The organism is Arthrobacter sp. B1I2, from assembly GCF_030816485.1.
Taxonomy (GTDB): Bacteria; Actinomycetota; Actinomycetes; order Actinomycetales; family Micrococcaceae; genus Arthrobacter.
Genome location: NZ_JAUSYC010000001.1, coordinates 739963 through 761763 on the forward strand (window position 1 = coordinate 739963; position 21801 = coordinate 761763).

General features: G+C 64.4%; 23 protein-coding genes and 1 tRNA gene. 16 read left to right on the forward strand and 8 right to left on the reverse strand.

What is annotated here, in order from left to right; all coding sequences use genetic code 11:
• Positions 1–226 precede the first annotated feature (226 nt).
• Positions 227–928 (reverse strand): GntR family transcriptional regulator, encoded by a 702-nt coding sequence (locus QFZ57_RS03450; RefSeq protein ID WP_306897984.1) that lies wholly within the window; start codon positions 926–928, stop codon positions 227–229.
• Positions 929–1159: 231 nt separating this feature from the next.
• Here QFZ57_RS03450 and QFZ57_RS03455 point away from each other — a divergent pair, with 231 nt between their 5' ends.
• From QFZ57_RS03455 to QFZ57_RS03485, 7 genes are all read left to right on the forward strand, one after another.
• Positions 1160–2326: a mandelate racemase/muconate lactonizing enzyme family protein gene (locus tag QFZ57_RS03455; RefSeq protein ID WP_209742176.1), complete on the forward strand. Its 1167-nt coding sequence runs from the start codon at positions 1160–1162 to the stop codon at positions 2324–2326.
• Positions 2327–2420: 94 nt separating this feature from the next.
• On the forward strand, positions 2421–3797 hold the full coding sequence (locus tag QFZ57_RS03460) for a cation:dicarboxylate symporter family transporter (RefSeq protein WP_306897986.1): 1377 nt from the start codon (positions 2421–2423) through the stop codon (positions 3795–3797).
• A 114-nt stretch (positions 3798–3911) separates the two neighbouring features.
• Positions 3912–4859, forward strand: coding sequence for a phosphoglycerate dehydrogenase (locus tag QFZ57_RS03465; RefSeq protein ID WP_306897989.1), 948 nt, complete (start codon positions 3912–3914; stop codon positions 4857–4859).
• Positions 4860–4894: 35 nt separating this feature from the next.
• Positions 4895–5974 (forward strand): tartrate dehydrogenase, encoded by a 1080-nt coding sequence (locus tag QFZ57_RS03470; RefSeq protein WP_306897990.1) that lies wholly within the window; start codon positions 4895–4897, stop codon positions 5972–5974.
• The gene (locus tag QFZ57_RS03475) at positions 5971–6279 is read left to right on the forward strand and encodes a hypothetical protein (RefSeq protein ID WP_306897993.1); all 309 of its coding nucleotides are present in this window, start codon (positions 5971–5973) and stop codon (positions 6277–6279) included. Before QFZ57_RS03470 ends, QFZ57_RS03475 begins: the two co-directional genes overlap by 4 nt.
• A 16-nt stretch (positions 6280–6295) precedes the next feature.
• A complete protein-coding gene (locus QFZ57_RS03480) occupies positions 6296–7213 on the forward strand; it encodes an HpcH/HpaI aldolase/citrate lyase family protein (protein WP_306897995.1) in 918 nt (305 codons plus the stop codon).
• 104 nt (positions 7214–7317) lie between these two features.
• On the forward strand, positions 7318–8139 hold the full coding sequence (locus tag QFZ57_RS03485; protein WP_306897997.1) for a fumarylacetoacetate hydrolase family protein: 822 nt from the start codon (positions 7318–7320) through the stop codon (positions 8137–8139).
• Positions 8140–8278: 139 nt separating this feature from the next.
• On the opposite strand, the gene QFZ57_RS21590 is transcribed toward QFZ57_RS03485, so the two are convergent.
• A complete protein-coding gene (locus QFZ57_RS21590; protein WP_373461177.1) occupies positions 8279–8512 on the reverse strand; it encodes a hypothetical protein in 234 nt (77 codons plus the stop codon).
• Between the two features lie 823 nt (positions 8513–9335).
• Here QFZ57_RS21590 and QFZ57_RS03495 point away from each other — a divergent pair.
• From QFZ57_RS03495 to QFZ57_RS03515, 5 genes are all read left to right on the forward strand, one after another.
• The gene (locus QFZ57_RS03495; RefSeq protein WP_306898001.1) at positions 9336–10094 is read left to right on the forward strand and encodes a prolipoprotein diacylglyceryl transferase; all 759 of its coding nucleotides are present in this window, start codon (positions 9336–9338) and stop codon (positions 10092–10094) included.
• Between the two features lie 59 nt (positions 10095–10153).
• Entirely contained in the window at positions 10154–10378 is a 225-nt protein-coding gene (locus tag QFZ57_RS03500) for a hypothetical protein (RefSeq protein WP_306898002.1), read from the forward strand.
• 228 nt (positions 10379–10606) lie between these two features.
• A complete protein-coding gene (locus tag QFZ57_RS03505) occupies positions 10607–10969 on the forward strand; it encodes a hypothetical protein (protein ID WP_306898004.1) in 363 nt (120 codons plus the stop codon).
• The gene (locus QFZ57_RS03510; RefSeq protein ID WP_306898005.1) at positions 10966–12570 is read left to right on the forward strand and encodes a radical SAM protein; all 1605 of its coding nucleotides are present in this window, start codon (positions 10966–10968) and stop codon (positions 12568–12570) included. Before QFZ57_RS03505 ends, QFZ57_RS03510 begins: the two co-directional genes overlap by 4 nt.
• 20 nt (positions 12571–12590) lie before the next feature.
• Complete coding sequence (locus QFZ57_RS03515) at positions 12591–12965, forward strand: hypothetical protein (RefSeq protein WP_306898007.1); 375 nt, start codon at positions 12591–12593, stop codon at positions 12963–12965.
• A gap of 485 nt (positions 12966–13450) precedes the next feature.
• Here the strand turns inward: QFZ57_RS03515 and QFZ57_RS03520 are convergent.
• A tRNA-Lys gene (locus tag QFZ57_RS03520) sits at positions 13451–13523 on the reverse strand.
• Positions 13524–13734: 211 nt separating this feature from the next.
• Between QFZ57_RS03520 and QFZ57_RS03525 the strand changes: the two genes are divergently transcribed.
• From QFZ57_RS03525 to QFZ57_RS03540, 4 genes are all read left to right on the forward strand, one after another.
• Entirely contained in the window at positions 13735–14394 is a 660-nt protein-coding gene (locus QFZ57_RS03525; protein WP_306629079.1) for a hypothetical protein, read from the forward strand.
• A 348-nt stretch (positions 14395–14742) separates the two neighbouring features.
• Entirely contained in the window at positions 14743–15360 is a 618-nt protein-coding gene (locus tag QFZ57_RS03530; protein WP_306629080.1) for a DUF47 domain-containing protein, read from the forward strand.
• 1 nt (position 15361) lies between these two features.
• Positions 15362–16372, forward strand: coding sequence for an inorganic phosphate transporter (locus QFZ57_RS03535; RefSeq protein WP_306629081.1), 1011 nt, complete (start codon positions 15362–15364; stop codon positions 16370–16372).
• Positions 16373–16567: 195 nt separating this feature from the next.
• Positions 16568–16975, forward strand: a complete 408-nt coding sequence (locus QFZ57_RS03540) for a hypothetical protein (RefSeq protein WP_306898010.1) — start codon at positions 16568–16570, stop codon at positions 16973–16975.
• A 20-nt stretch (positions 16976–16995) separates the two neighbouring features.
• Here QFZ57_RS03540 and QFZ57_RS03545 read toward each other — a convergent pair whose 3' ends face one another.
• The 5 genes from QFZ57_RS03545 to pstS all read right to left on the reverse strand — a co-directional run bounded on the left by QFZ57_RS03545 (position 16996) and on the right by pstS (position 21610).
• On the reverse strand, positions 16996–17394 hold the full coding sequence (locus tag QFZ57_RS03545) for a hypothetical protein (RefSeq protein ID WP_306898012.1): 399 nt from the start codon (positions 17392–17394) through the stop codon (positions 16996–16998).
• Between the two features lie 90 nt (positions 17395–17484).
• Complete coding sequence (pstB, locus tag QFZ57_RS03550) at positions 17485–18264, reverse strand: phosphate ABC transporter ATP-binding protein PstB (RefSeq protein ID WP_018770927.1); 780 nt, start codon at positions 18262–18264, stop codon at positions 17485–17487.
• Positions 18265–18342: 78 nt separating this feature from the next.
• Positions 18343–19455: a phosphate ABC transporter permease PstA gene (gene pstA, locus QFZ57_RS03555; protein WP_306898021.1), complete on the reverse strand. Its 1113-nt coding sequence runs from the start codon at positions 19453–19455 to the stop codon at positions 18343–18345.
• Entirely contained in the window at positions 19456–20388 is a 933-nt protein-coding gene (gene pstC / locus QFZ57_RS03560) for a phosphate ABC transporter permease subunit PstC (RefSeq protein WP_306629085.1), read from the reverse strand.
• A gap of 100 nt (positions 20389–20488) precedes the next feature.
• A complete protein-coding gene (gene pstS, locus QFZ57_RS03565; protein WP_306898023.1) occupies positions 20489–21610 on the reverse strand; it encodes a phosphate ABC transporter substrate-binding protein PstS in 1122 nt (373 codons plus the stop codon).
• Positions 21611–21801 lie beyond the last annotated feature (191 nt).

Genomic DNA, 21801 nt, shown 5'->3' on the forward strand with positions numbered 1-21801 from the left:
TAAATGGCGGCATTTCTGCAGCGGTTCCGTACTAACGGCGCCCAGGTTTAATGGGCACGGCATACTGCTGGTGTGGACGAGTGACCTAACTGCCGCGCTGAAGGGCCCGCTTGAACGAAAGTTTCGCGCCGTCGGCCCCGTGGATGCTCGGACTGAATAGCCGGGGCGGGACAAGGGCCCGCGGCAGTGGCCCGGTTGCTGTCGGTCGGACGGGAGTCGGCGGATACTAGGCGGTTTTCTCCAGGGTTACAGATTGGACGTTCTCGCGTTCCTCCAGAGCTCCGGTGACCGAGGCTGTGAGGCTGTTGGCGATGTGGGTGCGGGCGAGTTCGGCAGCACCGGCGCCGTCCCCGGCAATGACGAGCTCGAGTATCTGGTGGTGCTGGTTCAGGTCTATGGTCCGGGGCTCATCCCCGGAGGGGAGCTCGAGGCCGATGCGGCGGTAGCGGTCGGATTTGTCCCACAGGTCATCCAGGAGCTTGATCATGACGTCGTTGTGCGAGGCGGCGTAGACGGCCCGGTGGAATTCCCGGTGCACCGTGATCGCGTCCTCGCCCCATACCCGGGTGACAGGCAGGAGCTTCTCGGCTGCTGTGCGCATTGCTGCGATATCAGCGTCAGTCCGGCGGGAAGCCGCCAGTTCTGTTGCTGATGGTTCGAGTGAGAGACGGACTTCAAGGAGTTCCCGTGCTTCGGAGGCGCTCATGGTGGCCACGCGGGAGTCCCGGTGGGTGTCCATGATGATCAGGCCCTCGCTTGAGAGGCGGCGGATCGCTTCACGCAGGGGGGTGATGCTCATTTGCATGTTGTCGGCCAGCTCGTACTGGGAGATGCGCGAGCCCGGGGCAAGGCCACCGGAGAGGATCAATTGGCGGAGTTCGCTGTAAGCCAGACTGCCCTTACTGGAAAAGACGTTCGTGGTGCTCATCTGATACTCCGAATCTCTCACGAGGCGTGGCCCCCGTTGCTCACAGTATAGCTATGGAAACATCTTATAAGAAGTTTCAACAGGAGGCTTGTGCTTCCGGTCACTCCGGGCTAGCCTTGTCGCAAGGTCTTATAAGATATTCGTCAGAGGGGCTTGTTCCCGCATCACCTCGGGTTAGCCTTGAATCCGAGCTTATAAGAAATAAGATATCCCTACAGGAGAGATTCAAAGATGAAAATCGTTTCCGCCCACGTTGGCACCATTCCCATCAGTTCCTCGATCCGGAACGCCTTCATTGACTTCACCAAGATGGACTGCACGATCATCGCGCTCGTCTCCGATGTGTTCGTCGACGGAAAGCCGCTGGTTGGCTATGGCTTCAACTCCAACGGCCGCTACAACGCGACGGGCATCCTGAAGGACCGCATTCTTCCGCGCATCATGGATGCTCCGTCGGAGGACCTTCTCGATGAGGACGGCCAGCTTTCGCCGGAGAAGGCGTGGGACCTGATGATGTCCAACGAGAAGCCCGGCGGACACGGCGAACGCTCGGTCGCCGTCGGCGTAGCCGACATGGCCCTGCATGACCTTGCCGCGAAGATCGCCGGGGTCCCGCTCTACCGGTGGATCTCGGACCACTACGGTGACGGAAACCCCGACAAGGACGTCTTCGTGTACGCCGCCGGCGGCTACTACGCCCCCGGCAAGAGCCTCGAAGACCTGCAGAACGAGATGCGCGGCTTCCTGGCCAAGGGTTACAACGTGGTCAAAATGAAGATCGGCGGCGCCGACCTCGCCGAGGACCTCCGCCGCATCGAAGCCGTGATCGAGGTCCTCGACGGCGACGCCTCCCGCCTGATGGTGGACGTCAACGGCAAGTTCGACCTGGATACCGCCCTGGAATACGGCAAAGCCATCGACCAGTACGGATTGTTCTGGTACGAGGAAGTCGGCGATCCGCTGGACTACGCCCTCAACGCCACCCTCTCAGAGCACTACAAAAACCCGATCGCCACAGGAGAGAACCTGTTCTCCCTCCAGGACGCGCGGAACCTGGTCCGCTATGGCGGGATGCGCCCGGACCGCGACTTCATTCAGGTCGACCCGGCCCTGAGCTACGGCCTGACCGAATACCGCCGGATCCAGGACATGCTCGCCCAGCACGGCTGGTCCTCACGCCGCTGCATCCCCCACGGCGGACACCAGTTCTCCCTGCACATCGCAGCAGCCCTCAAACTCGGCGGCAACGAGTCCTACCCGGGCGAGTTCCAGCCCACCGGCGGCTTCACCGATGACGCCGTTATCGTCAACAGCCGCGTGGCCCCGGGCGACCTGCCGGGCATCGGACTCGAAGGCAAGGCCGAGTTCTACAAGGTCCTGCGCGCGCTGCACAACTAATCAATCCTGGTAGTGCCCCGGTCCCGGGCAGCATCACTGCCCGGGACCGCACCTCCCCCTTTTTCTCTGTCTGTCGTGCAAAGGAGCACCCAAGATGTCGTCCCACACCCTGCAGAACCCGCAACACTCAGCCCACCCGCCCAAGCAGCGATCCCGGTTCGGCCGGCTGATCCGCGAACTCTGGTTCCAAGTCGTCCTGGGCGCCGTCCTGGGCATCGCCGTCGGCCTGCTCCTGCCCTCCGTCGGCAAACAACTCACCCCACTTAGTGACTGGTTCATCGCCCTGGTGAAGATGATCGTCATCCCCGTGGTGTTCTGCGTCGTGTCCCTTGGCATCGCCTCGATGGACAGCCTGCGCAAAGCAGGCCGGATCGGCGTGAAGGCCCTGGGCTACTTCATCACCCTGTCACTGGTGTCCATGCTGATCGGACTGGTCGTCGCCAACGTCTTCCACCCCGGCACAGGCATGAACATCGATCCCTCCAAACTGGACGCCAGCAAGGTGCCCGCCGCCGCTAACAAGGGCTTCGACGGTCTCGAGTTCATCAGCAACATCATCCCCGAATCACTCTTCGGGGCGCTGACCGGCCACACCATCATCGCCGCGCTCATGGTCTCCATCGTCTTCGGCGCCGCCCTGAACGTCTCCGGCGAATCCGGCGCGTTCCTCACCAAGGGCATCCAGGCCCTGTCCACGGTCATCTTCAAGATCGTCAGCTGGGTCATGCGCCTCGCACCCATCGGCACGTTCGGCGCACTCGCAGCAGTAGTCGCCAACTACGGCACCCAAAGCCTGCAGCAGCTCGGCTACCTTGTCCTGCTGTTCACCGGAACCTGCATCGTCTACGTCGTCGTGGTCCTGGGCACCATCGCCCGGGCCTGCGGACTGAACATCTTCACCGTGATGCGCTACCTCAAGGCCGAACTGCTGATCGCCCTGAGCACCTGCTCAAGCGAAGCAGTCCTCCCGCAGCTGATCAAGAAACTCGAAAACATGGGCGTCGGCAAATCCACCGTCGGTATCGTGATCCCCTCCGGGTTCTCCTTCAACCTCGACGGATCCGCCGTCTACCTGACCATGGCCTCGGTGTTCCTGGCCCAGGCCGTCGGCATGGACCTCTCCTGGGAACAGCAGCTGGTCATGGTCGGCGTCATGATGCTCACCAGCAAAGGCACCGCTGGCATCGCCGGAGGCGCGTTCATCGTCCTGGCCAGCACCCTCAGCTCCGTCGGCGGCATCCCGCTGGCCGCCCTCGCCCTCATTGTCGGCATCGACCGGCTCCTGAACGAAGGCCGCGTCTTCATCAACGTCCTGGGCAACGCAATGGCAGCTGTCGTCGTCGGCAAATGGGAAAAGGACTTCGACCCGGAACAAGCCCGCAAAGCCCTGCACGCCGCCGGCCAGAAAAAGCCCGCCATCGAGTCAAAGACACCGGCCTCCGTGGAAGCGGACAAGATCGAGGTCCACTAACACCGCATCACGCAGGGCCGCCGCGCAACCGCGGCGGCCCTGACCGCGTAAACAAGTAAGCCCACAGGGGCGGAACGCATCCGTATCAAACAACAAGAGGAACCTACCAGCACCATGGCCGGCCGCATCCTGATCACCACCGACTACCTCCACCCGGGAGACGCCGTTGACCGGCTCCTGCGCGGGCACGGCCTGGAACCGGTCTACGCACCCTCCCGGGGGCCACGGACCCCGGAGGAACGCCGATCACTCTTCGACGGAATCTCCGGCGCGATCCTCGCCAGCGAACCCGTGACCGCCGACATGCTCACCGGCGCCGGGTCCCTGAAAGTCATCGCCCGCAGCGGCGTGGGCTACGACTCCATCGACGTCGAGGCCGCCGCAGCCCACGGAGTCAGGGTCTGCAACGCGCCCGGAACAAACCACCACTCGGTCGCCGAACTGGCCATCGGACTGATCATCATGGCCGCACGCCGCCTCCTGGAGGTCACCGCCGCCGTTCGCCAGGGTGGCTGGCCCCGGGAAGCCGGCCATGAGCTCCGGGGTTCCAGCCTGGGAATAGTCGGCTACGGCCCCAGCGGACGCGCCACCGCAAACCTGGGCGCAGCGCTCGGCATGAACGTCCTGGTCAGCACCTCCCACCCGGACCCAGCAAACACCACGTTCCAGTACACGGATCTCGACACCGTCATCGCCGGCTCCGACTACCTCTCCCTGCATACCCGCGGAGGCCAAAGCACCGGCAAACTCATCGACGCGCCCCGGCTGCAAACAATGAAACCCACCGCAGTCCTTATCAACACTGCCCGCGGCTCCCTCGTGGACGAAGAGGCCCTGGCCAAAGCACTCTCCGACGGCACCATCGCCGGCGCCGCGCTGGACGTACTCGAGAGCGAACCCCTACCCGACGACAGCCCCCTACGCGGCCTGGACAACCTGCTCATCACCTCCCACCTCGCCGGACAAACGATCGAGGCACGGGCACGGGCCGGCCTCGCTGCCGCACACGCCGTCATCGACGTCCTCGAAAACCGCGAACCGGCCCACCCGGTCGACCGCTAACCCCGCACACCCAACAAAGACGAAGAAGGATCCTGATGTCGAAACCCCACCGCATCGCAGTCATTCCCGGCGACGGAATCGGCACCGAAGTCGTGCCCGAAGGGCTGCGCGTCCTGGACGCCGCAGCATCAGCCTTCGACCTCAACCTCACATACGAGCACTTCGACTACGCCTCGGCTGACTACTACAGCCGGCACGGCAAAATGCTGCCCGACGAGTGGTTTGAGGAACTAAACCAGTTCGATTCCATCTTCTTCGGCGCCGTCGGCTGGCCCGACGTCGTCCCCGACCACGTTTCGCTGTGGGGAAGCCTGCTGCAGTTCCGCCGCCATTTCGACCAGTACGTCAGCCTGCGCCCGGTCAAGCTCCTTCCCGGGGTGCCCAGCCCCCTCACCGGCCGGGTCCCCGGCGACGTGGACTTCTACGTCGTGCGCGAAAACACCGAAGGCGAATACTCCAGCATCGGTGGCAAAATTTTCGAAGGCACCGACCGCGAAACCGTGGTCCAGGAAACCGTCATGACCCGCACCGGCGTGGACCGTATCCTCAAGTACGCCTTCGACCTGGCGCAAAGCCGGCCCAAGAAGCACCTGACCTCCGCCACGAAGAGCAACGGCATCTCCATCACCATGCCCTACTGGGACGAACGCGTGGAAGCCATGGCGAAGGGTTTCACGGACCTGAAGGTCGACAAGTACCACATCGACATCCTGGCCGCTAACTTCGTTATGCACCCCGACTGGTTCGACGTCGTGGTCGCCAGCAACCTCTTCGGCGACATCCTCTCCGACCTCGGACCGGCCTGCACCGGAACCATCGGCATCGCACCCAGCGGAAACATCAACCCCGAACGCAAATTCCCCAGCCTTTTCGAACCCGTCCACGGCTCCGCACCGGACATCGCCGGCAAAGGCATCGCCAACCCCATCGGCCAGGTCTGGTGCGCCGCCATGATGCTGGACCACCTGGGAGAACCCAAAGCCGCCGCCGCCATCACCACCGCCATGGAAACCGTGCTCGCCACCGGACAGCAAGCACTCACACCGGACATGGGCGGCAATGCCACCACAGAGGAACTGGGCAAAGCAGTGGCATCGGCCCTGACCGCATCATGACCCCCTCGACTGGCCCCAGCAACGGGCGCACACCCGCCTTCGGAGAGCGGATCATGCTCCGCCAGCACCTCCACTGGCGCCGGCTCATCGGAGAGACCGTCCAGATCCACGAGCACGGCCACATCATCCGCACCGGAACCGTGGATGACGCCATGGCAGACTCCACAGCGCTCTGGATCGCAGGCGACGCCGCCCAACCACGCACCATGTACGAAGCCGCACACGGGATCGAAGTGTGGGCCCACCCGGAAGAAGCCGAAGACGGGCTCTGCTACCGGATGACATCCACATCATCACAGAACTGATCTAGCACGGAGACCCATGACGCAGCCCACCTACATGCCCCAAAGCACCGACGACACCTCCTACTCCACCCCCGTGCCAGGCAATGTGCTTCCGGGCTTCATCCCCGAACGCAATATCCCAGCAGAGATCGCCCGCTCCTGGCTGCTGGTCAATGCCATGAAGCCGGAGCTTTTCGACCAGTCGGCTGTCTCCCGCGCTGACTCGGTCATCCTGGATATTGAAGATGCGGTGGACCCCTCCCAGAAGGACCAGGCCCGCGGCAACGTGATCGACTGGCTCACTGCCGGCGGCAAGGCCTGGGTCCGGATCAACGACGCCACCAGCCCGTTCTGGGCCGATGACCTCGCGGGCCTCCGCGGCACCCCCGGCCTGCTGGGCGTCATGCTCGCCAAGACCGAATCCGCCGACCAGGTCACCGAGAGCTTCCACCGCATGGACGGCAAAACCCCCGTGATCCCCCTGGTGGAATCCGCCCTCGGCATCGAGGAAGCCAACCACATCGCCAAGGCCCAGGGCGCGTTCCGCCTGGCCTTCGGCTCCGGTGACTTCCGCCGCGACACCGGCATGGCCGCCACCCCGGAGGCCATGGCCTACCCGCGGGCCAAGCTCGTGGTCGCCAGCCGCGTGGGCAACCTGCCCGGCCCCATCGACGGCCCCACGGTCGGCACCAACCACCCGATCCTGCGCGAGCAGACCGGCATCACCGTGATGATGGGCATGACCGGCAAGCTGTGCCTGGCCATCGACCAGACCCCGGTCATCAACGAGGTCATCAGCCCCACCCCGTCGGACGTCGCCTGGGCCACCGACTTCATGAACGACTTCGAAGCCAACGGCCGCGTCATCCGTGACGGCTCCGACCTGCCCCGCCTGGGCCGCGCCGAGAAGATCATGAAACTCGCCGTAGCCTTTGGCGTGCATCCGGCACACTAACGCCCGCGCGGACGCCTGCATAGGGCGACCAAAGCGAACAACCACCCTTCGCACGTCCGACCCCACTGCCGTAATCAGCAACCAAGATCATGAGGAGAGAACGAATGGGTTACGCAAACTACCGATATAAGGGTCACAACTACCTTGGCGAAGTTCACGGCGAACACCTCATCCCGCTGGCCGGGCTCACCGACATCGGATCGGAAACCTCCGCCGGTCTCCTTGCCAGTGCCGCCCGTCTGGGGGAATCACGGGTTCCCATATCCGAAGTCACCCTGCGCGCGGCGTCACCAAGGGCCGGCAAGATCCTCTGCGCGGGCCTGAACTACAAAGACCATGCCGACGACACCAGCATGGCCGCCTTTCCCGTCCTCTTCCCCAAGTACACATCCACCCTCATAGGACCTGCCGACGACATCATCCTTCCCCCGGAATCCACCCAGGTCGACTTCGAGGGCGAACTCGCCGTCATCATCGGCAAGACAGGCCGCCGCATCGCCGAACAGAACGCCATGGACCACATCCTTGGCTACTGCGTCTCCAACGACGTCACCATGCGCGACTTCCAGAACAAGTCCCACCAATGGCTGCAGGGCAAGATCTGGGACAACACCACCCCGCTCGGCCCGCACATCGTCACACCCGCAGAAACCGACATCAGCAAGGCTGGCATCAGCACCACCCTGAACGGGGAAGTCGTCCAAAAATCGGATCTCTCCCACCTGATCTTCAGCATCCCCACACTCATCGCCACCATCTCCGAATTCACCACACTGGAACCAGGGGACGTCATCCTCACCGGCACACCAGCCGGAGTCGGATACCGCCGAGACCCCCAACTGTTCCTCAAAGACGGTGACACCGTAACCGTGACCGTGGAAGGGGTCGGCAGCATCACCAACACCGTCAGAGCAGAGACCACCTGACGCATACCTCGTGCGGTTTGACGATAGCTGGCGGCGTTCTGGGTTCGGTCGGGTGTCGCTAGTTCTTTGTGACGACGACGCCGCGGCGGAGCTGATGATCGGCACCGCACGCCGGCACGAAGAACCCAGTCTGGCCGGGCTAGTCGCGATGGTTGTATTCGAACCGTTCGATGATAACGCTGCCACTGGTTGCCGCCAGCCCGATAACGCGGCCAGTGAACCCGCCCGCGACCTCGGTGGAAAGATACGGGCCATCTATTCGGGCGAGTGTCGTCAGCTGGCCGTGCTCACGAAAGCCCAAACTGACTTCGTCCGGCCCGGTATTCTTGCCCGGTTGGCCCGCCAAGCGTTGATCGGGATGGCCGAATTCCACGAATCGATCAATCCGGAACTGACGAGAGAGGCACGCGCCGACTCCATCGTGTTCAGGTCCGACAAGTGACCAGCTGATGCGATAGGCGATCCCGCCTGGGGGCGCCGGCTCCTTCTCTGAACCCGCCTGGGTGTCTCATAGCCTCAGTGTCTCGAAACGCTAGGGTTGAGAGGCTCCTACTCCAATCGGAGCAATTGGCCCAGTGAGGTGATTCCTCCGTCGCTTCACCCACCGCTGGAGGTGGTCTTGGCGAAGGCTGTAAAGGGCGTTCCTCCGCCTGCAGCGTTGCCTGGCCAGATGCTTTTCGAGCCGAAGTTCCGACGGCTATCGGGTCCTAATTACTCGTGAAGTAGCGCAAAACGAGCACAACTCGTCCGGCGAGGGAAGCAACTGAATTCGGCACAGGACCCGATACTGCTGTTTGGTTCTGGCACTTTCGGTGGCGGTATCCAGCATAAGCGGGTCGCCCTGGATCAGACCACGTGAGTGGTCTTGAACCACGTCGGCATACTGAGTCGTATCATCCTGCGCCTAGTAGCTGGCCGATAAGGGCCACACACGCTCTGCCACCCGCGACATCCACCGGGCGGGGCAGTTCAGCCCTGGTAGGCCTCCTGCTGGTTGGTGCCGCATCGGCCACCGAAACCATCCTGCAGACGCCCTGCTTCCCTTAATGAGTAGGGCTTCGCGAGCACGTTCATCGTGTGCCCGTCTCTCAGCGGTTGTATCTCTGAAGCCGCGCGGCTTCACGTCCACATATAGTGCCCGCGAACCTGCAGATGTAGGACCGGAGTGGGGGAATGCTCACTGCTACACTCTGCTCATGATCGGGCTTCCCCTCGCGGGAGACGGGCTGGTGCACGCCGGCTTGTTAGGGCTGGGAATCCTCGCAGCCCTGCTGTTCTACGCTTACGAAAAGCGCCGCAGAGGTCTCACCGATCCCCGGCTATGGCCCATTGCAGGTTTCGCCATCGCTTTCGGAGCCATCGGCTCAAGGGTCCTCACATGGGATGTTTCGCGGCAAGTCTCCCTGGCGGACTGGTGGGGCAACGGCGACCGCAGCATCCTCGCGGGCCTTGTGGGCGCGTGGTTCGGGGTCCATCTGGGCAAGCGGCTGACAGGTTACCGGGAGTCCACTGGGGATTTGCTTGCGCCCGCTGTCGCTTTGGCGTTGATCCTCGGGCGCGTCGGGTGTCTCCTGACTGAGTTGCCCGGCACCCCGACCGGGGGCGCATGGGGGATAACGTTGACGCCCGGGCAGACTGCCATGTTGGGTGGAGTTCCCGGGGTCGGGCTCCACCCCTCCTTTGCCTATGAAATCGTGTTCCATGTGGCCGCGTTCGCGCTCATGTGGCGTTACCGGGACCGCCTGCCCCGGTCCGGCGACCTCTTCATCTGCTACGTAACCTCCTACGCCCTGTTCCGTTTCGGAGTCGAATTCGTCCGCGGCAATGAGTTGCTCTGGCTGGGGATGAGCCGTCCCCAGTGGTTCCTCCTGGTGGTTCTCCCCCTGCTGCTCTGGCGAATGCTGCGGGTATTCGGGAGGCCTCTCCGCCCCAAGTTGGAGGAAAGAGCAGCATGAGAAAGGACAACCTATCGCCTCAGGAAAAGGAGGAGCCGCCTGAACCAGGGCTCGGCCCTATGGGGTTCGGAGTTCTGTTGGGGACTGTTGCCCTTTTTGGCATGGCCTTCCTCGCTGGGCCTGCAGCGTTAATACCAATCGCCGTCTATCTGGTAGTGGCGATTGTGCTGGCGGTCCGGCCACGCACGTCCCGCTGGGGCGCGGGGCTGCTGATTGGCCTGGGAATCTTCACCTTGGCTGGCGCTGGAATCTGCGTCGGATACCTCGCGCAGGTAAGGCCCTGAGATGAATCCGTCCCCGTTCTCTTCCCGGCAGGCTCTGCCCGGCCCGGGCCAGCCGCTCTGCGGGGACCGCATTCCGGTTCGGCGTCGAATTCGTGCGCAGCAACGAGCTGCTCTGGTGGAGGCTGAGCCGTCCCCAATGGTTCCTCATGATGATTCTCCCCCTGCTGTTCTGGCGGATGCTGCGGGATTCGGGAAACCACTCCGCCCAAAGTTGGAAAGAAGAGTGGCATGAGCGATGACAACCCCGAAGAGGCTTGGAGCCCACTGCCACCGCCCCGGGAAGAGGAGCCGCCCCCTGAACCAAGACGTGGCTCCATGGTGCTCGGCATCCTGCTGGGCGCTGTTGCCCTTTATGCCCTCTATTTCGGGACAACAGCTGGCATTGCTCCGGATGAAGGGTACAAGACCTTCCTCGCTGGGCCTGCAGCGCTAATACCAATCGGCGCGTATCTGGCAGTAGCCGGTGCCCTGGCAATCCGGCCACGCACGTCCCGGTGGGGTGCGGGGCTGCTGATTGGCCTGGGGATCTTCATCCTGGTCGGCGGCGGGATCTGCGTCGGATACCTCGCACAGATGAGTAGGCGGATATGAGCCCGTCTCCATTTACTTCCCGGCAGGCGCTGCCGGGACCCGGCCAGCCGCTGCGCGGGGACCGCATCCACCGGTACGTCACAGCCTTCTGTCCCCACTGCCACGAGACAAACCCCCCGCTTGCCCAGGTGCGGCGCCTCTCCGGCGCGCTGCTAATCCGCGAGGACCGGGTCTGGCTCGAACGCGGCTGCCCGGATCACGGCCTCGTCAGCACCCTGTATGACGAGTCTCCCGAAATCCTGCGCTACCTGGAGAAATGGCAGGCGCCGACCAAACAACACGTCCCTGACCAGGCCGGCAATTACCGGCAGATACCGGAGGCTTACGCCTATGGACTGCCCGCCATGCAGACGCAGCACACCTGCATCCTCCTGCAGGACATCATCGAGCACTGCAACCTGCGCTGCCCCACCTGCTTCACCGCCTCCGGCCCCCAACTGCAGGGAGTCGCGCCGCTCAGCGAAGTGCTCGCGAACATCGACACCCGGCTTTCCCGTGAAAACGGGCGGCTGGACGTGCTGATGCTCTCCGGCGGCGAGCCGACGCTTTATCCCCACCTGGCCGAACTGCTGGATGAGCTCGTGGCCCGGCCGATCGTCCGGATCATGGTGAACAGCAACGGCATGCTGATGGCCACCGACGACGACCTGCTCGCACTGCTGGCCAGGCACCGGGACCGCGTTGAGGTGTACCTCCAATACGACGGCCCGTCCAAAGAAGCATCCATCCACCACCGGGGAGGAGACCTGACCCGCTTCAAAGATATGGCCATTGCGCGCCTGTCCGAGGCGGGTGTTTTCACCACCCTGACGATGACGGCGGCCCTCGGTGTCAACGATGGTGAGGTCGGCGCCGTCGTGATGAGGGCCTTGGAAACACCGTTCGTGGGTGGGGTTGCGCTGCAGCCGGTGTTCGGTTCGGGGCGCGGCCACGGCATCGACCCCCTGGACCGGCTCACCCACACAGGCGTGCTGGAACGGCTCGGGGAGCAAACGGCAGGGGTGGTCTCATGGCACGACCTGACAGCACTCCCGTGCTCACATCCGCATTGCGCATCCGTGGGCTACATGCTGAAGGACGACTCAGGGGTCTGGCGTTCCCTGACAGCCCTCATCGGGCACGACCAGCTGCTCGCCTGGCTGGAACTTAATCCTGACAGCATCGCCAACCGCATCGCCGACAGCGCGATCCCGCTCGAGCTGCGCAACCTCATGAAGTCCTCCCTGCTGGACCTGCTGAGCGAGCAGTCCTCGCTGTCCCACCCGCGGACTATGGATCTTTGGAAGAGCATCTGCACCCAGTGCGACCTCGGCATCGGCACGCTCACCACACTGGCTGCCGGTAAGCTTCCAGGACAGCAACAGCGGCTGCGTCGACTCCTCGGCGAACGAATCACCCGGATCATGGTCAAGCCCTTCATGGACATCTCGACCATGATCGAGGAACGGCTCACGCAATGCTGCGTCCATGTGGGAACCAAGAGCGACGCCGGCGATCACCAGTGTGCTCCGTTCTGCGCCGTCCAGGCCTGGCCTGCCCTGGCACGGCAACGAATGAGCACAGCCACGGGCACACGGCTTCTCCCGGTCCGCCAAGTCTGAGTCAGCGATAAGGAGGAATGATGAGTTCAGCTTCTGATGCCCGGCGTATTGCAGCCGGGCCATCGCCGTCGCAACTGATGCGCTTCAAGCACGCGGGCCCGCACGGACACAGACCTGACCCCGAAGCGGATCCTCAGGCCCCGCCGCCCTTCGATCCGCTGCGGCTCTGCATCTTCGCCACCATTGCCCTGCTCGGCTGGGCGGCCGGTCCCCTGGCACTGGCCGTGTTCGCTGCAGTCGGATTCACAGGCTATTGGAAAGCCCGACGGCGGGGCCTGACGAAGTCGAAGTGCTACCTCCGCGATACGAGGCTGGTCCTGGCCTACCTGGGCGTCCTGTTAGCGGCCGGGTTGTGGGGGCTATATTCGCTGGCAGCTCAACTGTTCGGCTTCTAAAACCAACAACAGCGGGCTGTCATCAAGTGCTCTTGACCCAGGTCGCGGTCCGCCTCGCGGGCGGCACTTAGTGCCTCCTCCTGATCTTGCAGCCTGGCTTGCAGTTCTTGGATCTCGTTCTGCAGTGTGTGGTTCTGTTCCTCGACGACTCCGTCTTCCTCAACACAGCTGGCGAGGGAAGTGTCTCGCCAGAGATTCCCCATCTAGCACGGTGGCGGACGTACTTGATGCGCTGATGATGAAAGGCAGCTTCAGCTCGAGGAGATGGGGACTATGATCCGGGCGTTGCACGCGAAAGCGGCCGAAAACCGAGTGAGGCAGAGCTGCTGTTTCCTTGGGCACGCGGTGCGGTTGATCGAGCACGGGTGGCAACAAGGATTACTTCCCAAAAGCGGCTTCGAATCGAATTAGTTGGGTTTCAGATGGGTTGCTGCCCTAAAACACCAGCAGGCCAGAGGCGACGTGCCTCTGACCTGCGTAAACGGTGGGCCCTGTGGGGCTCGAACCCACGACCCACGGATTAAAAGTCCGATGCTCTACCAACTGAGCTAAAGGCCCCTGCCGGCCAGTCAAACACGCTGTGTCTGCCCGTCCGGCCCAATCCATTTCTGGACGTTAACACTCTAACCCATGGTTCCGGCGTCTTCGCACACGCCCCGGGCGCCGTCGTCGGCCGCTTTGCCCCCTCGGCAAAAGCACTTCCTGCGGCCACCGGACAAGCCCGGCAGATGCTCGATTTCGGCATGGGCACAGGAGTAGCGTGGGGGGCATGAGCGAGCAAGCAGGAACCAGTCCGTACGGCGGCAGCAACCGGCACCATAAGCCCAAGCCTTTCGCCCCAATGGATTTCGAACCCTTCGCCGGCGGGGCCGATCCCGCCCGCGTGTCCGAGGCCGCCCACCTTGCCGCGCAGGCCCTGGTCCGCCACGGCCGCGACAGCGATGATCCCGTGGTGACCGAACGCCTGGTGAAGCTCGCCGATGAACAGGGGCTGGAGGCCATTGCCGAAATGTGGGCCGAGAGTCCCGCCCGTTCCCTTCCCGGCGCACTGTGGCGGCTCTACGCGCTGCGCGCCGCCACAGTCCAGGACCCGGAACGCATCTCGGTCTACTTCCGCGCGGGCAAAGACACTGCCCAGGTCTCCAACGTGGTGGCCGGCGCGGCTGAACCGCCGGGCGCGGAAGAAATGCGCACCATGGCGGATGCCATCCTTTCCGGGGCGTTCGACGGCGATTTCGACGTCGCGCTGGAACGCTCCGCTGCCTTCTGCCGCGTGGTGGCGCTCGGCCAGGCCACCCTTGCCGATGGCGCCGACCATGCCAACGAGGCCCACGCCAGCAAGCTGACCCGCAACTCCCACCAGCTGGTGAAGACCGCCGAGGACCTGGAACACGCCGCCAACGCGTGGCGCCTGGGTGAACTGGACTGAGTTCCCTGAGTGACTGGCTTCTTTGCTGGATTGGGCCTCATTGATACCGGCGGACCGGTTTTCCGGGACAGGCCGGGCCCGCGCTGTCAAGATTGACTTGGGCCCAGTGAAGTAGAAGACTGAAATCGGTGCCGAGCCGCGAAACCCCCGGGCTTCAACAATTAGCCGCCTAGAGCGGCCTACCGCCGAGAGGCGTATCCGGTTCGGCACCATTTTTCTGCCCTCTTCCAGGAGTCCAATTCCGGGGCCGCTGTAACGGGCCGGTAGAGTAGGCGACAGTTGCGCGCCGGGGTCAAGTCACACGGCAGCAACCCCCGCCTTGATAAGTCCCCGGAGACCGGTAAACACGTGAAGCTGCGCCTTTTTCCCCAGGAGCCCGCAGGGCTGAACCTGCTCTCACAGATGGCACACCAGATCGTGCTGGCCAGTGCCACCCTGGCCGAAATACTCGGGGTACCCGCGGACGAGCACGGCAAGCTCGTGGAGGACATGCACAACCACGAGGCCAAGTCCGCCGAACTGCATTTCGCATTGCTGACCCACATGCGCACCAGCTTTGTGAACCCACTCCCCCGCGAGGACATGTACGCCCTGTCCCGGTACCTCAACGAGGCCATGGAGAAGATGGATGCCGCCGCGGAGCTGGTGGCCCTGTACAAGCTGGACCGCCTGCCCAGGCGCGCCGCGGACCAGTTGGAGATCATCAGCCGGCAGGCAGACCTGACGGTGGACGCCATGCGCAGGCTCAACAACCTGGATGACCTCGAGGACTACTGGATCGAGATCCTGCGCCTGGCCCAGCGCGCCGAGCGGACCCACCGGGTCTGGGTGGCGGACATGATCGCGGAGATGAAGTGGGCGCAGTACTCCCGCAACCGGGATATTGCCAACCAGCTGGTGGAGGTCACCAAGGACATGCGGCGGGTGGCCACCCAGGTAGGCAGCATCATCGTCAAGGAATCCTGAGGTGGCGGCAGTCATCTTCGCCGCGGTGGTGCTGCTGGCCGCGGTGTTTGCCTTCCTCAACGGCTTCCGCGACGCTTCCAACTCGGTTGCCCTTGCCGTCCGGAACCGCGCCCTTACCCCCAGCGTCGGCGTGCTCCTTGCCGCGTTCTTCAACTTCGTCGGCGCCCTCCTGAGCGCCCTGCTCGCCGTCGCCGCCAGCCAGACCTGGATCAACCTTCCGGCCGGTACTGACGGACTCACCATCCTCGTGGCCGGGCTGGCCAGCGCCTGCGTCTGGGGCCTTCTGATGTGGCGGCGCGGCATCCCCGCTTCCTCCACCCATGCACTTGTGGGCGGGCTTGCCGGGGCCGGCCTGGCCAGCCTCGCCATCGGCGGACCGGGGGTGGCCGGGGTGGACCAGTCACTGCTGTTCCAGGTGGTCCTGCCGCTGGTGCTGTCTCCGCTCGTGGCCTACAGCGGTTCCTTCCTCCTGGTCTATCCGGCCACGTGGGTGGCCCGGTACACCCAGCCGAATGTCGTCAACCAGCGCTTCCGCCGGGGCCAGGCCGTTGCCGCCGGCGCAGTGGCCTTCGGCCACGGCCTGCAGGACGGACAGCGCGTCAGCGCCGTGCTGCTGCTGGCCCTCCTGGCGGCAGGCTATTCCGACGGCGGGATCCCCACCTGGGTGGCAGGGCTCTCCGCGGTGATGATGACGGCCGGGACGCTCTTCGGAGGATGGCGGATCTCGCACACCATCGGATACAAAATCACCAGGATCGACCCCCTGCGCGGATCCGTGGCCCAAACCTTCAGCGCCCTGATGCTCTTTGTGGGCGCCATCGGGCTTCACTGGCCGCTCTCCACCACCCACACCGTAACGGCCGGCGCCCTGGGCGCGGGGGAGAACCAACATTTTTCGGTGACCAACCGGAAGCTGGTCATCCGGATCCTGTGGCTCTGGGCGCTGACCCCCCTTGCCACCTGCGCCCTGGCATTCGTGCTCGCGCTGGCCCTCTCCCCCATAGCTGTTTAGCCTGCACCGTTTGGGCCGTGGAGCCGAGTTGGAGCCGCCCTGTACAGGGGCACTGCCGTGACGTACATTCGGTAATGCGCCCCCGGCCAATGGTGCTGCCGGGGACCGGCGTCCGCGCCGCGTGCAGGGCCGCGGACGAGCGCCGCTGCAGCAACACGGCGGCCTGGATGCACAACGCGGAAAAGAGCAGGCGTCATGTCTCCCTCCTATTCCCGGCGCCCCCTGCCACAGCCACTGCAAGTTCAGTGCGAGGCCTGCGGAACCGGGCACCACCTGACCATTCACGCCATCACGGCAATCGGCGCCGCCGGCGGGGACCTGGTCACGGTGTCCTACACCTGCGACGACTGCAACCTCTTCCAGGAACACACCGCTTTCGCCACCGACGTGGCCGCCGCATTGAACCAGGTCCGCTGGATGGCCAAGGTGATCCTCTTCGGGGACGAGTACATCCACTGCGGCTATCCCATGGAGGAAGCGGAGTACGAGGTTGAGCGGCTCTGCTACCGCAGCAGCAACACGGGCAGCGGCCTCAATGCCGTGTCCCTGCCCACCCGGGTGCTGCGCTGCCATTGCGGGTTCCAGCTGGAAGTCCCGGAGTAACCTACGGAACGGGCACCTTGCTAAACCTGGACGCCGGCCGGACCGCCGGCTGCGGGCACCAGGACGGCTGACAGCTCGTCCGGCGTCAGGTTCCCCGCCGTGCACAGTTCATCGTGAGCCACTCCTGCGGCGGAGGCTCTGCGGACCGCTTGCCGCAGGGACTCCAGGGCGTTGTCCAGTTCCCACTGCATGCTCTCAAGGTGCGAACTGGTTCGCCACACCTCCGAGAGGACATCCCCCTCTTCCTGCACGACTGCCGCGGCCGGCCCGAGGTGGGACTCAAGCTCCGGGACCAGAGGACCCGCGGCAAGGGGTCCAGCCAGGCCGGCGGCTGCGGCAAATCCCTGCACCGCTGACCCGGGCTCAGGCACGGAAACCGAAAGCCGGGGGCCCAGGGGGTTGCTGGCCGTCTGCGTCATGGCAAAACTCCTCAAACTGCTTACTACTGGTTCCGGAAGTATCCGGCTGAGCGTACTAACGTTTCAGCAGAACGCCAACAAGAGCAGTGCCTACCCAAAACGTCCCGAGACGTAGTCCTCAGTCGCTTTTTGCACGGGGTTGCTGAAGATGGTGTGGGTGTCCCCGTACTCGATCAGCTTGCCCGGCTTGCCGGTGCCCGCAATGTTGAAGAACGCCGTCCTGTCAGATACGCGCGCCGCCTGCTGCATGTTGTGGGTCACGATCACCACCGTGTACTGGTCCTTGAGTTCATTGATCAGGTCCTCGATAGCCAGTGTGGAGATGGGGTCAAGGGCGGAGCAGGGCTCGTCCATGAGGATCACCTGCGGCTCCACGGCGATGGCGCGGGCAATGCAGAGGCGCTGCTGCTGGCCGCCGGAGAGGCCGGAACCGGGCTTCTCCAGCCGGTCCTTGACCTCGTTCCACAGGTTGGCGCCCTTGAGTGAGCGCTCCACCAGGACATCGGCCTCGCCCTTGGAGATCTTCTTGTTGTTCAGCTTGACGCCGGCCAGTACGTTGTCCCGGATGGACATGGTGGGGAACGGGTTGGGGCGCTGGAAGACCATGCCGATCTGCGAGCGCACGGTCACGGGGTCCACCCCGGGGCCGTAGAGGTTGTCGCCGTCCAGCAGGACCTCACCCTCCACGCGGGCTCCCGGGATGACCTCGTGCATGCGGTTCAGGGTGCGGAGGAAGGTGGACTTTCCGCAGCCGGACGGGCCGATGAACGCGGTGACGGACTTGGCCTCGATGTTGATGCTGACGTCCTCCACGGCGAGGAAATCGCCGTAGTACACGTTCAGGTCCTTGACGTCGATGCGCTTAGACATGGTGTTCCTTCACTTGCTGGGTGTGGTTGAAGTCTAGATCCGCCCCGGGAGGGCGGAGCCGGTCAGCGGCCGGTCTGGTTACCGGCCCGCTTTGGGGGCGAAGATCCTGGCGATCAGGCGGGCCACCAGGTTCAGGACCATCACCAGGATGATCAGCACCAGCGCCGCACCCCAGGCCCGCTGCGAGGACGGGTCCGGGTTGGAGGGCGAGGTGGGGTTGAGGATCTGGGTGTAGATGTATGTGGGCAGCGACGCCATCCAGCCGCCGAAGACGTTGGAATTGATGCTGGTGGCAAACCCGGCGGTGACCAGGATGGGCGCCGTCTCGCCGATGACCCGGGCGATCGCCAGGGTGACGCCGGACGCAATGCCGGAGATCGCCGTCGGAATCACCACCTTGAGGATGGTCCGCCACTTGCGGACGCCCAGGGCGTAGGCGGCTTCGCGGAGTTCGTTGGGGACGATCTTGAGCATTTCCTCGCTCGAGCGGACCACCACGGGGATCATCAGCACCGAAAGCGCGACCGCCGCCACCGCACCGGTCTTGGTTCCCGGGCCCATGACCACGAAGAAGAACGCGGCGGCGAACAGGCCCGCCACGATGGAGGGGATGCCGGTCATGACGTCCACGAAGAAGGTAATGGCCCTGGCCAGTTTGCCGTCCTGGCCATACTCCACCAGGTAGATGGCCGTGAGCAGCCCCACCGGAACGGAGATCACGGTGGCCAGCAGGGTGATCTGCACGGTGCCCAGGAGGGCGTGGTAGATGCCGCCCAGCACGGGGCCGCCGCTTTCCACGGCCTTGTTGTCGAAGGCGCCGGTGACCCCGTTCATGGAGGTGGTGAGGAACCCGGGGGTGATGAGCCCCGGCACGCCGTTGACCAGCACGGTCCAGATCACCGAAACCAGGGGCAGCAGCGCCACCAGGAACGAGCCCACCACCAGGCAGGTGGCCAGCTTGTCCTTGGCCTTGCGGGAGCCTTCCACGGCGGCACTCCAGGACACGAGGCCGATCGTGAACAGCAGTGCCGAGACCAGCCCCCACCCGAACGCGTTGAAGCCGAGCAGCGCCAGGATGGCGGCACCCACGATCAGGGCCGCGCCCAGAACGGCGTAGGGGGCGTACTTGGGGAGCTGGCCCTTGGTGAGTGCGGACCGCTTGCTGCGGACCGGGGTAAGCGTGGAGGTCATTTAGTTGGCTCCCGAGAATTCTTTGTGCCGGGTGATGACCCAGCGGGCGATCATGTTCACTGCCAGGGTGATGATGAACAGCACCAGGCCGGCAGCGATCAGGGTGCTCACCTTGAGCCCGCTGGCTTCGGGGAAGTTCAGCGCGATCTCGGCAGCGATGGTCTGGTTTCCGGACTGGATCAGGCTGGCCGTCAGGGCGCCTGAGGACAGCACCAGGGCTACGGCCATGGTTTCGCCCAGCGCGCGGCCCAGGCCCAGCATGACGGCGCTGATGATGCCCGGGCGGGCGAAGGGCAGCACGGCCATCTTGATCATTTCCCAGCGTGTGGCGCCCAGGGCCAGCGCAGCTTCCTCATGCAGCTTGGGGGTCTGCAGGAAGATCTCGCGGGACAGGGAGGTGATGATCGGCAGGATCATGACCGCCAGGACGATGCCCGCGGTGAGGATGGTCTTGCCGGTGGTGGAGGCAGGGCCCTGGAAGATGGGGAGCCAGCCCATGTTTGCCGCGAGCCAGCCGTATGCCGGCGAAATTTCCTTGGCCAGGAATGCGGCACCCCAGGCACCGTAGACCACTGACGGGATGGCGGCGAGGAGATCCACCACGTAGCCGAGTCCGGAGGCCAGTCCGCGGGGCGCGAAGTGCGAGATGAACAGCGCCACTCCGATGGCGATGGGCGTGGCGATCACCAGGGCAATGACGGCGGCGATGAGGGTGCCGATCACGATGGGCCCGATGTAGGCGAAGAAGCCCTGGCCGCCCTGGATTTTGTCGGCAGGCGCGGTCAGCGCGGGAATTGCCTGGACCACCAGGAAGAGTGCGACGCCGAAGAGGACGGCGAGGATCAGGCACCCGGCTGCCAGCGCGGCGCCGGAAAAGACTTTGTCCCCGGCGCGCCCGGCGCCCTGGGTACTGGTCAGGGAGGTGGCGGTCATTCGACGGCCCTTCGATTCGTTGCTGGATTGAGGAGGGTGCAAAGCCAAGTTCCCCGCGCTGCCTTTCCGGCAGGCGGGGAACCCGGTTTAGCAGCGTTGGCTAGGACTTGGCCTTGATCGAGTCGATGGCCTTGGCGGCCTTGGCTGCGAGGTCCGAGGACAGCGGAGCGGACTTGGCCGACTCTGCTGCGGCCTTCTGGCCTTCTTGGGAAACCACGTAGTTCTCGAAGGCCTTGACCAGGTCAACGGTCTCCTGCTTGTCGTACGTGCTGCACAGGACGTGGAAGGACACCAGGACGATCGGGTAGGCGCCTTCGATGGTGGTCTTGCGGTCCAGCTTGATGGACAGGTCGTTGGCGGCGCGGCCCTCGACCGGCTTGCCCGCGTCCACTGCCTTGGCTGCGGCATCGGCGGAGATCTTGGTGAAGGACTCGCCCACCTTGATCTGGGCCACGCCCAGCTTGCCGCTGACGGCGGAGTCATCCGCGTAGGTCACGGCACCGGGGGTGTCCGTGACGGTCTTGACCACGCCGGAGGTTCCCTTGGCGTTCTCACCCTGGAGGCTGGCGGGCCAGATGCCGGCGGCCTTGTCCGTCCAGACGTCGGAGGCTGCGGCGGCCAGGTAGTCGGTGAAGTTCTGGGTGGTGCCCGAGTCGTCGGAGCGGTTCACCGGGGTGACCTTCAGGTCCGGCAGCGCGACGCCGGCGTTCAGGGCGGCGATGGCGGGGTCGTTCCACTTGGAGATCTGGCCGCGGAAGATCTTGGCCACGGTGGTGGCGTCCAGCTTCAGGTCCGTGACGCCGGGAACGTTGAATGCCACGGCGATCGGCGAAATGTAGACCGGTACGTTGATGGCGCCGTCGGGGCCGCAGACTGCCTTGGAGGAGGCGTATTCGTCATCCTTCAGGTAGGCGTCCGAGCCGGCGAACTGGGCCGAGCCGTCCAGGATCGCCTTGCGGCCCGCACCTGAGCCGTCCGGGGAGTACTGCACGGTGGCGCCGGAGTTGGCGGAGGCAAAGTTGGTCTTCCAGGCGTCCATGGCGGCGCCCTGCGCGGAGGAGCCGATGCCGGTCAGCGTGCCGGTAACCTTGGTGCCGCCGGCAGACTGGTTGCCGGCCGGCGCGGTGCCCGTGGCGTTGTCTGAACCGCATGCGGTGAGCGCGAGTGCGCCTGCCGCGATAACAGCGATAGCCGCGTGGCGGCCGAAGCGAAGTGCCTTCACTGGATATACCCCTTCCAGGGTTTTTTCAGGTGCGGGACAGGGCGGAGAACCCTGCTGCGCGATGCGTACGGTGTGTACCTTCTAGAAAGTTATGGGCCGCAGGTAACGGGATGGGCTGTCCAAAGTGAACGCAGGATTAACGACGGCGGCATATTGGCTGACAAATGCCGGGTCGCCATTGCGTGGATCAC

Coding starts and splice junctions, on each gene's coding strand:
- QFZ57_RS03450 (WP_306897984.1), bottom strand. CDS start 928: ATGAGCACCACGAACGTCTTTTCCAGTAAGGGCAGTCTGGCTTACAGC.
- QFZ57_RS03455 (WP_209742176.1), top strand. CDS start 1,160: ATGAAAATCGTTTCCGCCCACGTTGGCACCATTCCCATCAGTTCCTCG.
- QFZ57_RS03460 (WP_306897986.1), top strand. CDS start 2,421: ATGTCGTCCCACACCCTGCAGAACCCGCAACACTCAGCCCACCCGCCC.
- QFZ57_RS03465 (WP_306897989.1), top strand. CDS start 3,912: ATGGCCGGCCGCATCCTGATCACCACCGACTACCTCCACCCGGGAGAC.
- QFZ57_RS03470 (WP_306897990.1), top strand. CDS start 4,895: ATGTCGAAACCCCACCGCATCGCAGTCATTCCCGGCGACGGAATCGGC.
- QFZ57_RS03475 (WP_306897993.1), top strand. CDS start 5,971: ATGACCCCCTCGACTGGCCCCAGCAACGGGCGCACACCCGCCTTCGGA.
- QFZ57_RS03480 (WP_306897995.1), top strand. CDS start 6,296: ATGACGCAGCCCACCTACATGCCCCAAAGCACCGACGACACCTCCTAC.
- QFZ57_RS03485 (WP_306897997.1), top strand. CDS start 7,318: ATGGGTTACGCAAACTACCGATATAAGGGTCACAACTACCTTGGCGAA.
- QFZ57_RS03495 (WP_306898001.1), top strand. CDS start 9,336: ATGATCGGGCTTCCCCTCGCGGGAGACGGGCTGGTGCACGCCGGCTTG.
- QFZ57_RS03500 (WP_306898002.1), top strand. CDS start 10,154: ATGGGGTTCGGAGTTCTGTTGGGGACTGTTGCCCTTTTTGGCATGGCC.
- QFZ57_RS03505 (WP_306898004.1), top strand. CDS start 10,607: ATGAGCGATGACAACCCCGAAGAGGCTTGGAGCCCACTGCCACCGCCC.
- QFZ57_RS03510 (WP_306898005.1), top strand. CDS start 10,966: ATGAGCCCGTCTCCATTTACTTCCCGGCAGGCGCTGCCGGGACCCGGC.
- QFZ57_RS03515 (WP_306898007.1), top strand. CDS start 12,591: ATGAGTTCAGCTTCTGATGCCCGGCGTATTGCAGCCGGGCCATCGCCG.
- QFZ57_RS03525 (WP_306629079.1), top strand. CDS start 13,735: ATGAGCGAGCAAGCAGGAACCAGTCCGTACGGCGGCAGCAACCGGCAC.
- QFZ57_RS03540 (WP_306898010.1), top strand. CDS start 16,568: ATGTCTCCCTCCTATTCCCGGCGCCCCCTGCCACAGCCACTGCAAGTT.
- QFZ57_RS03545 (WP_306898012.1), bottom strand. CDS start 17,394: ATGACGCAGACGGCCAGCAACCCCCTGGGCCCCCGGCTTTCGGTTTCC.
- pstB (WP_018770927.1), bottom strand. CDS start 18,264: ATGTCTAAGCGCATCGACGTCAAGGACCTGAACGTGTACTACGGCGAT.
- pstA (WP_306898021.1), bottom strand. CDS start 19,455: ATGACCTCCACGCTTACCCCGGTCCGCAGCAAGCGGTCCGCACTCACC.
- pstC (WP_306629085.1), bottom strand. CDS start 20,388: ATGACCGCCACCTCCCTGACCAGTACCCAGGGCGCCGGGCGCGCCGGG.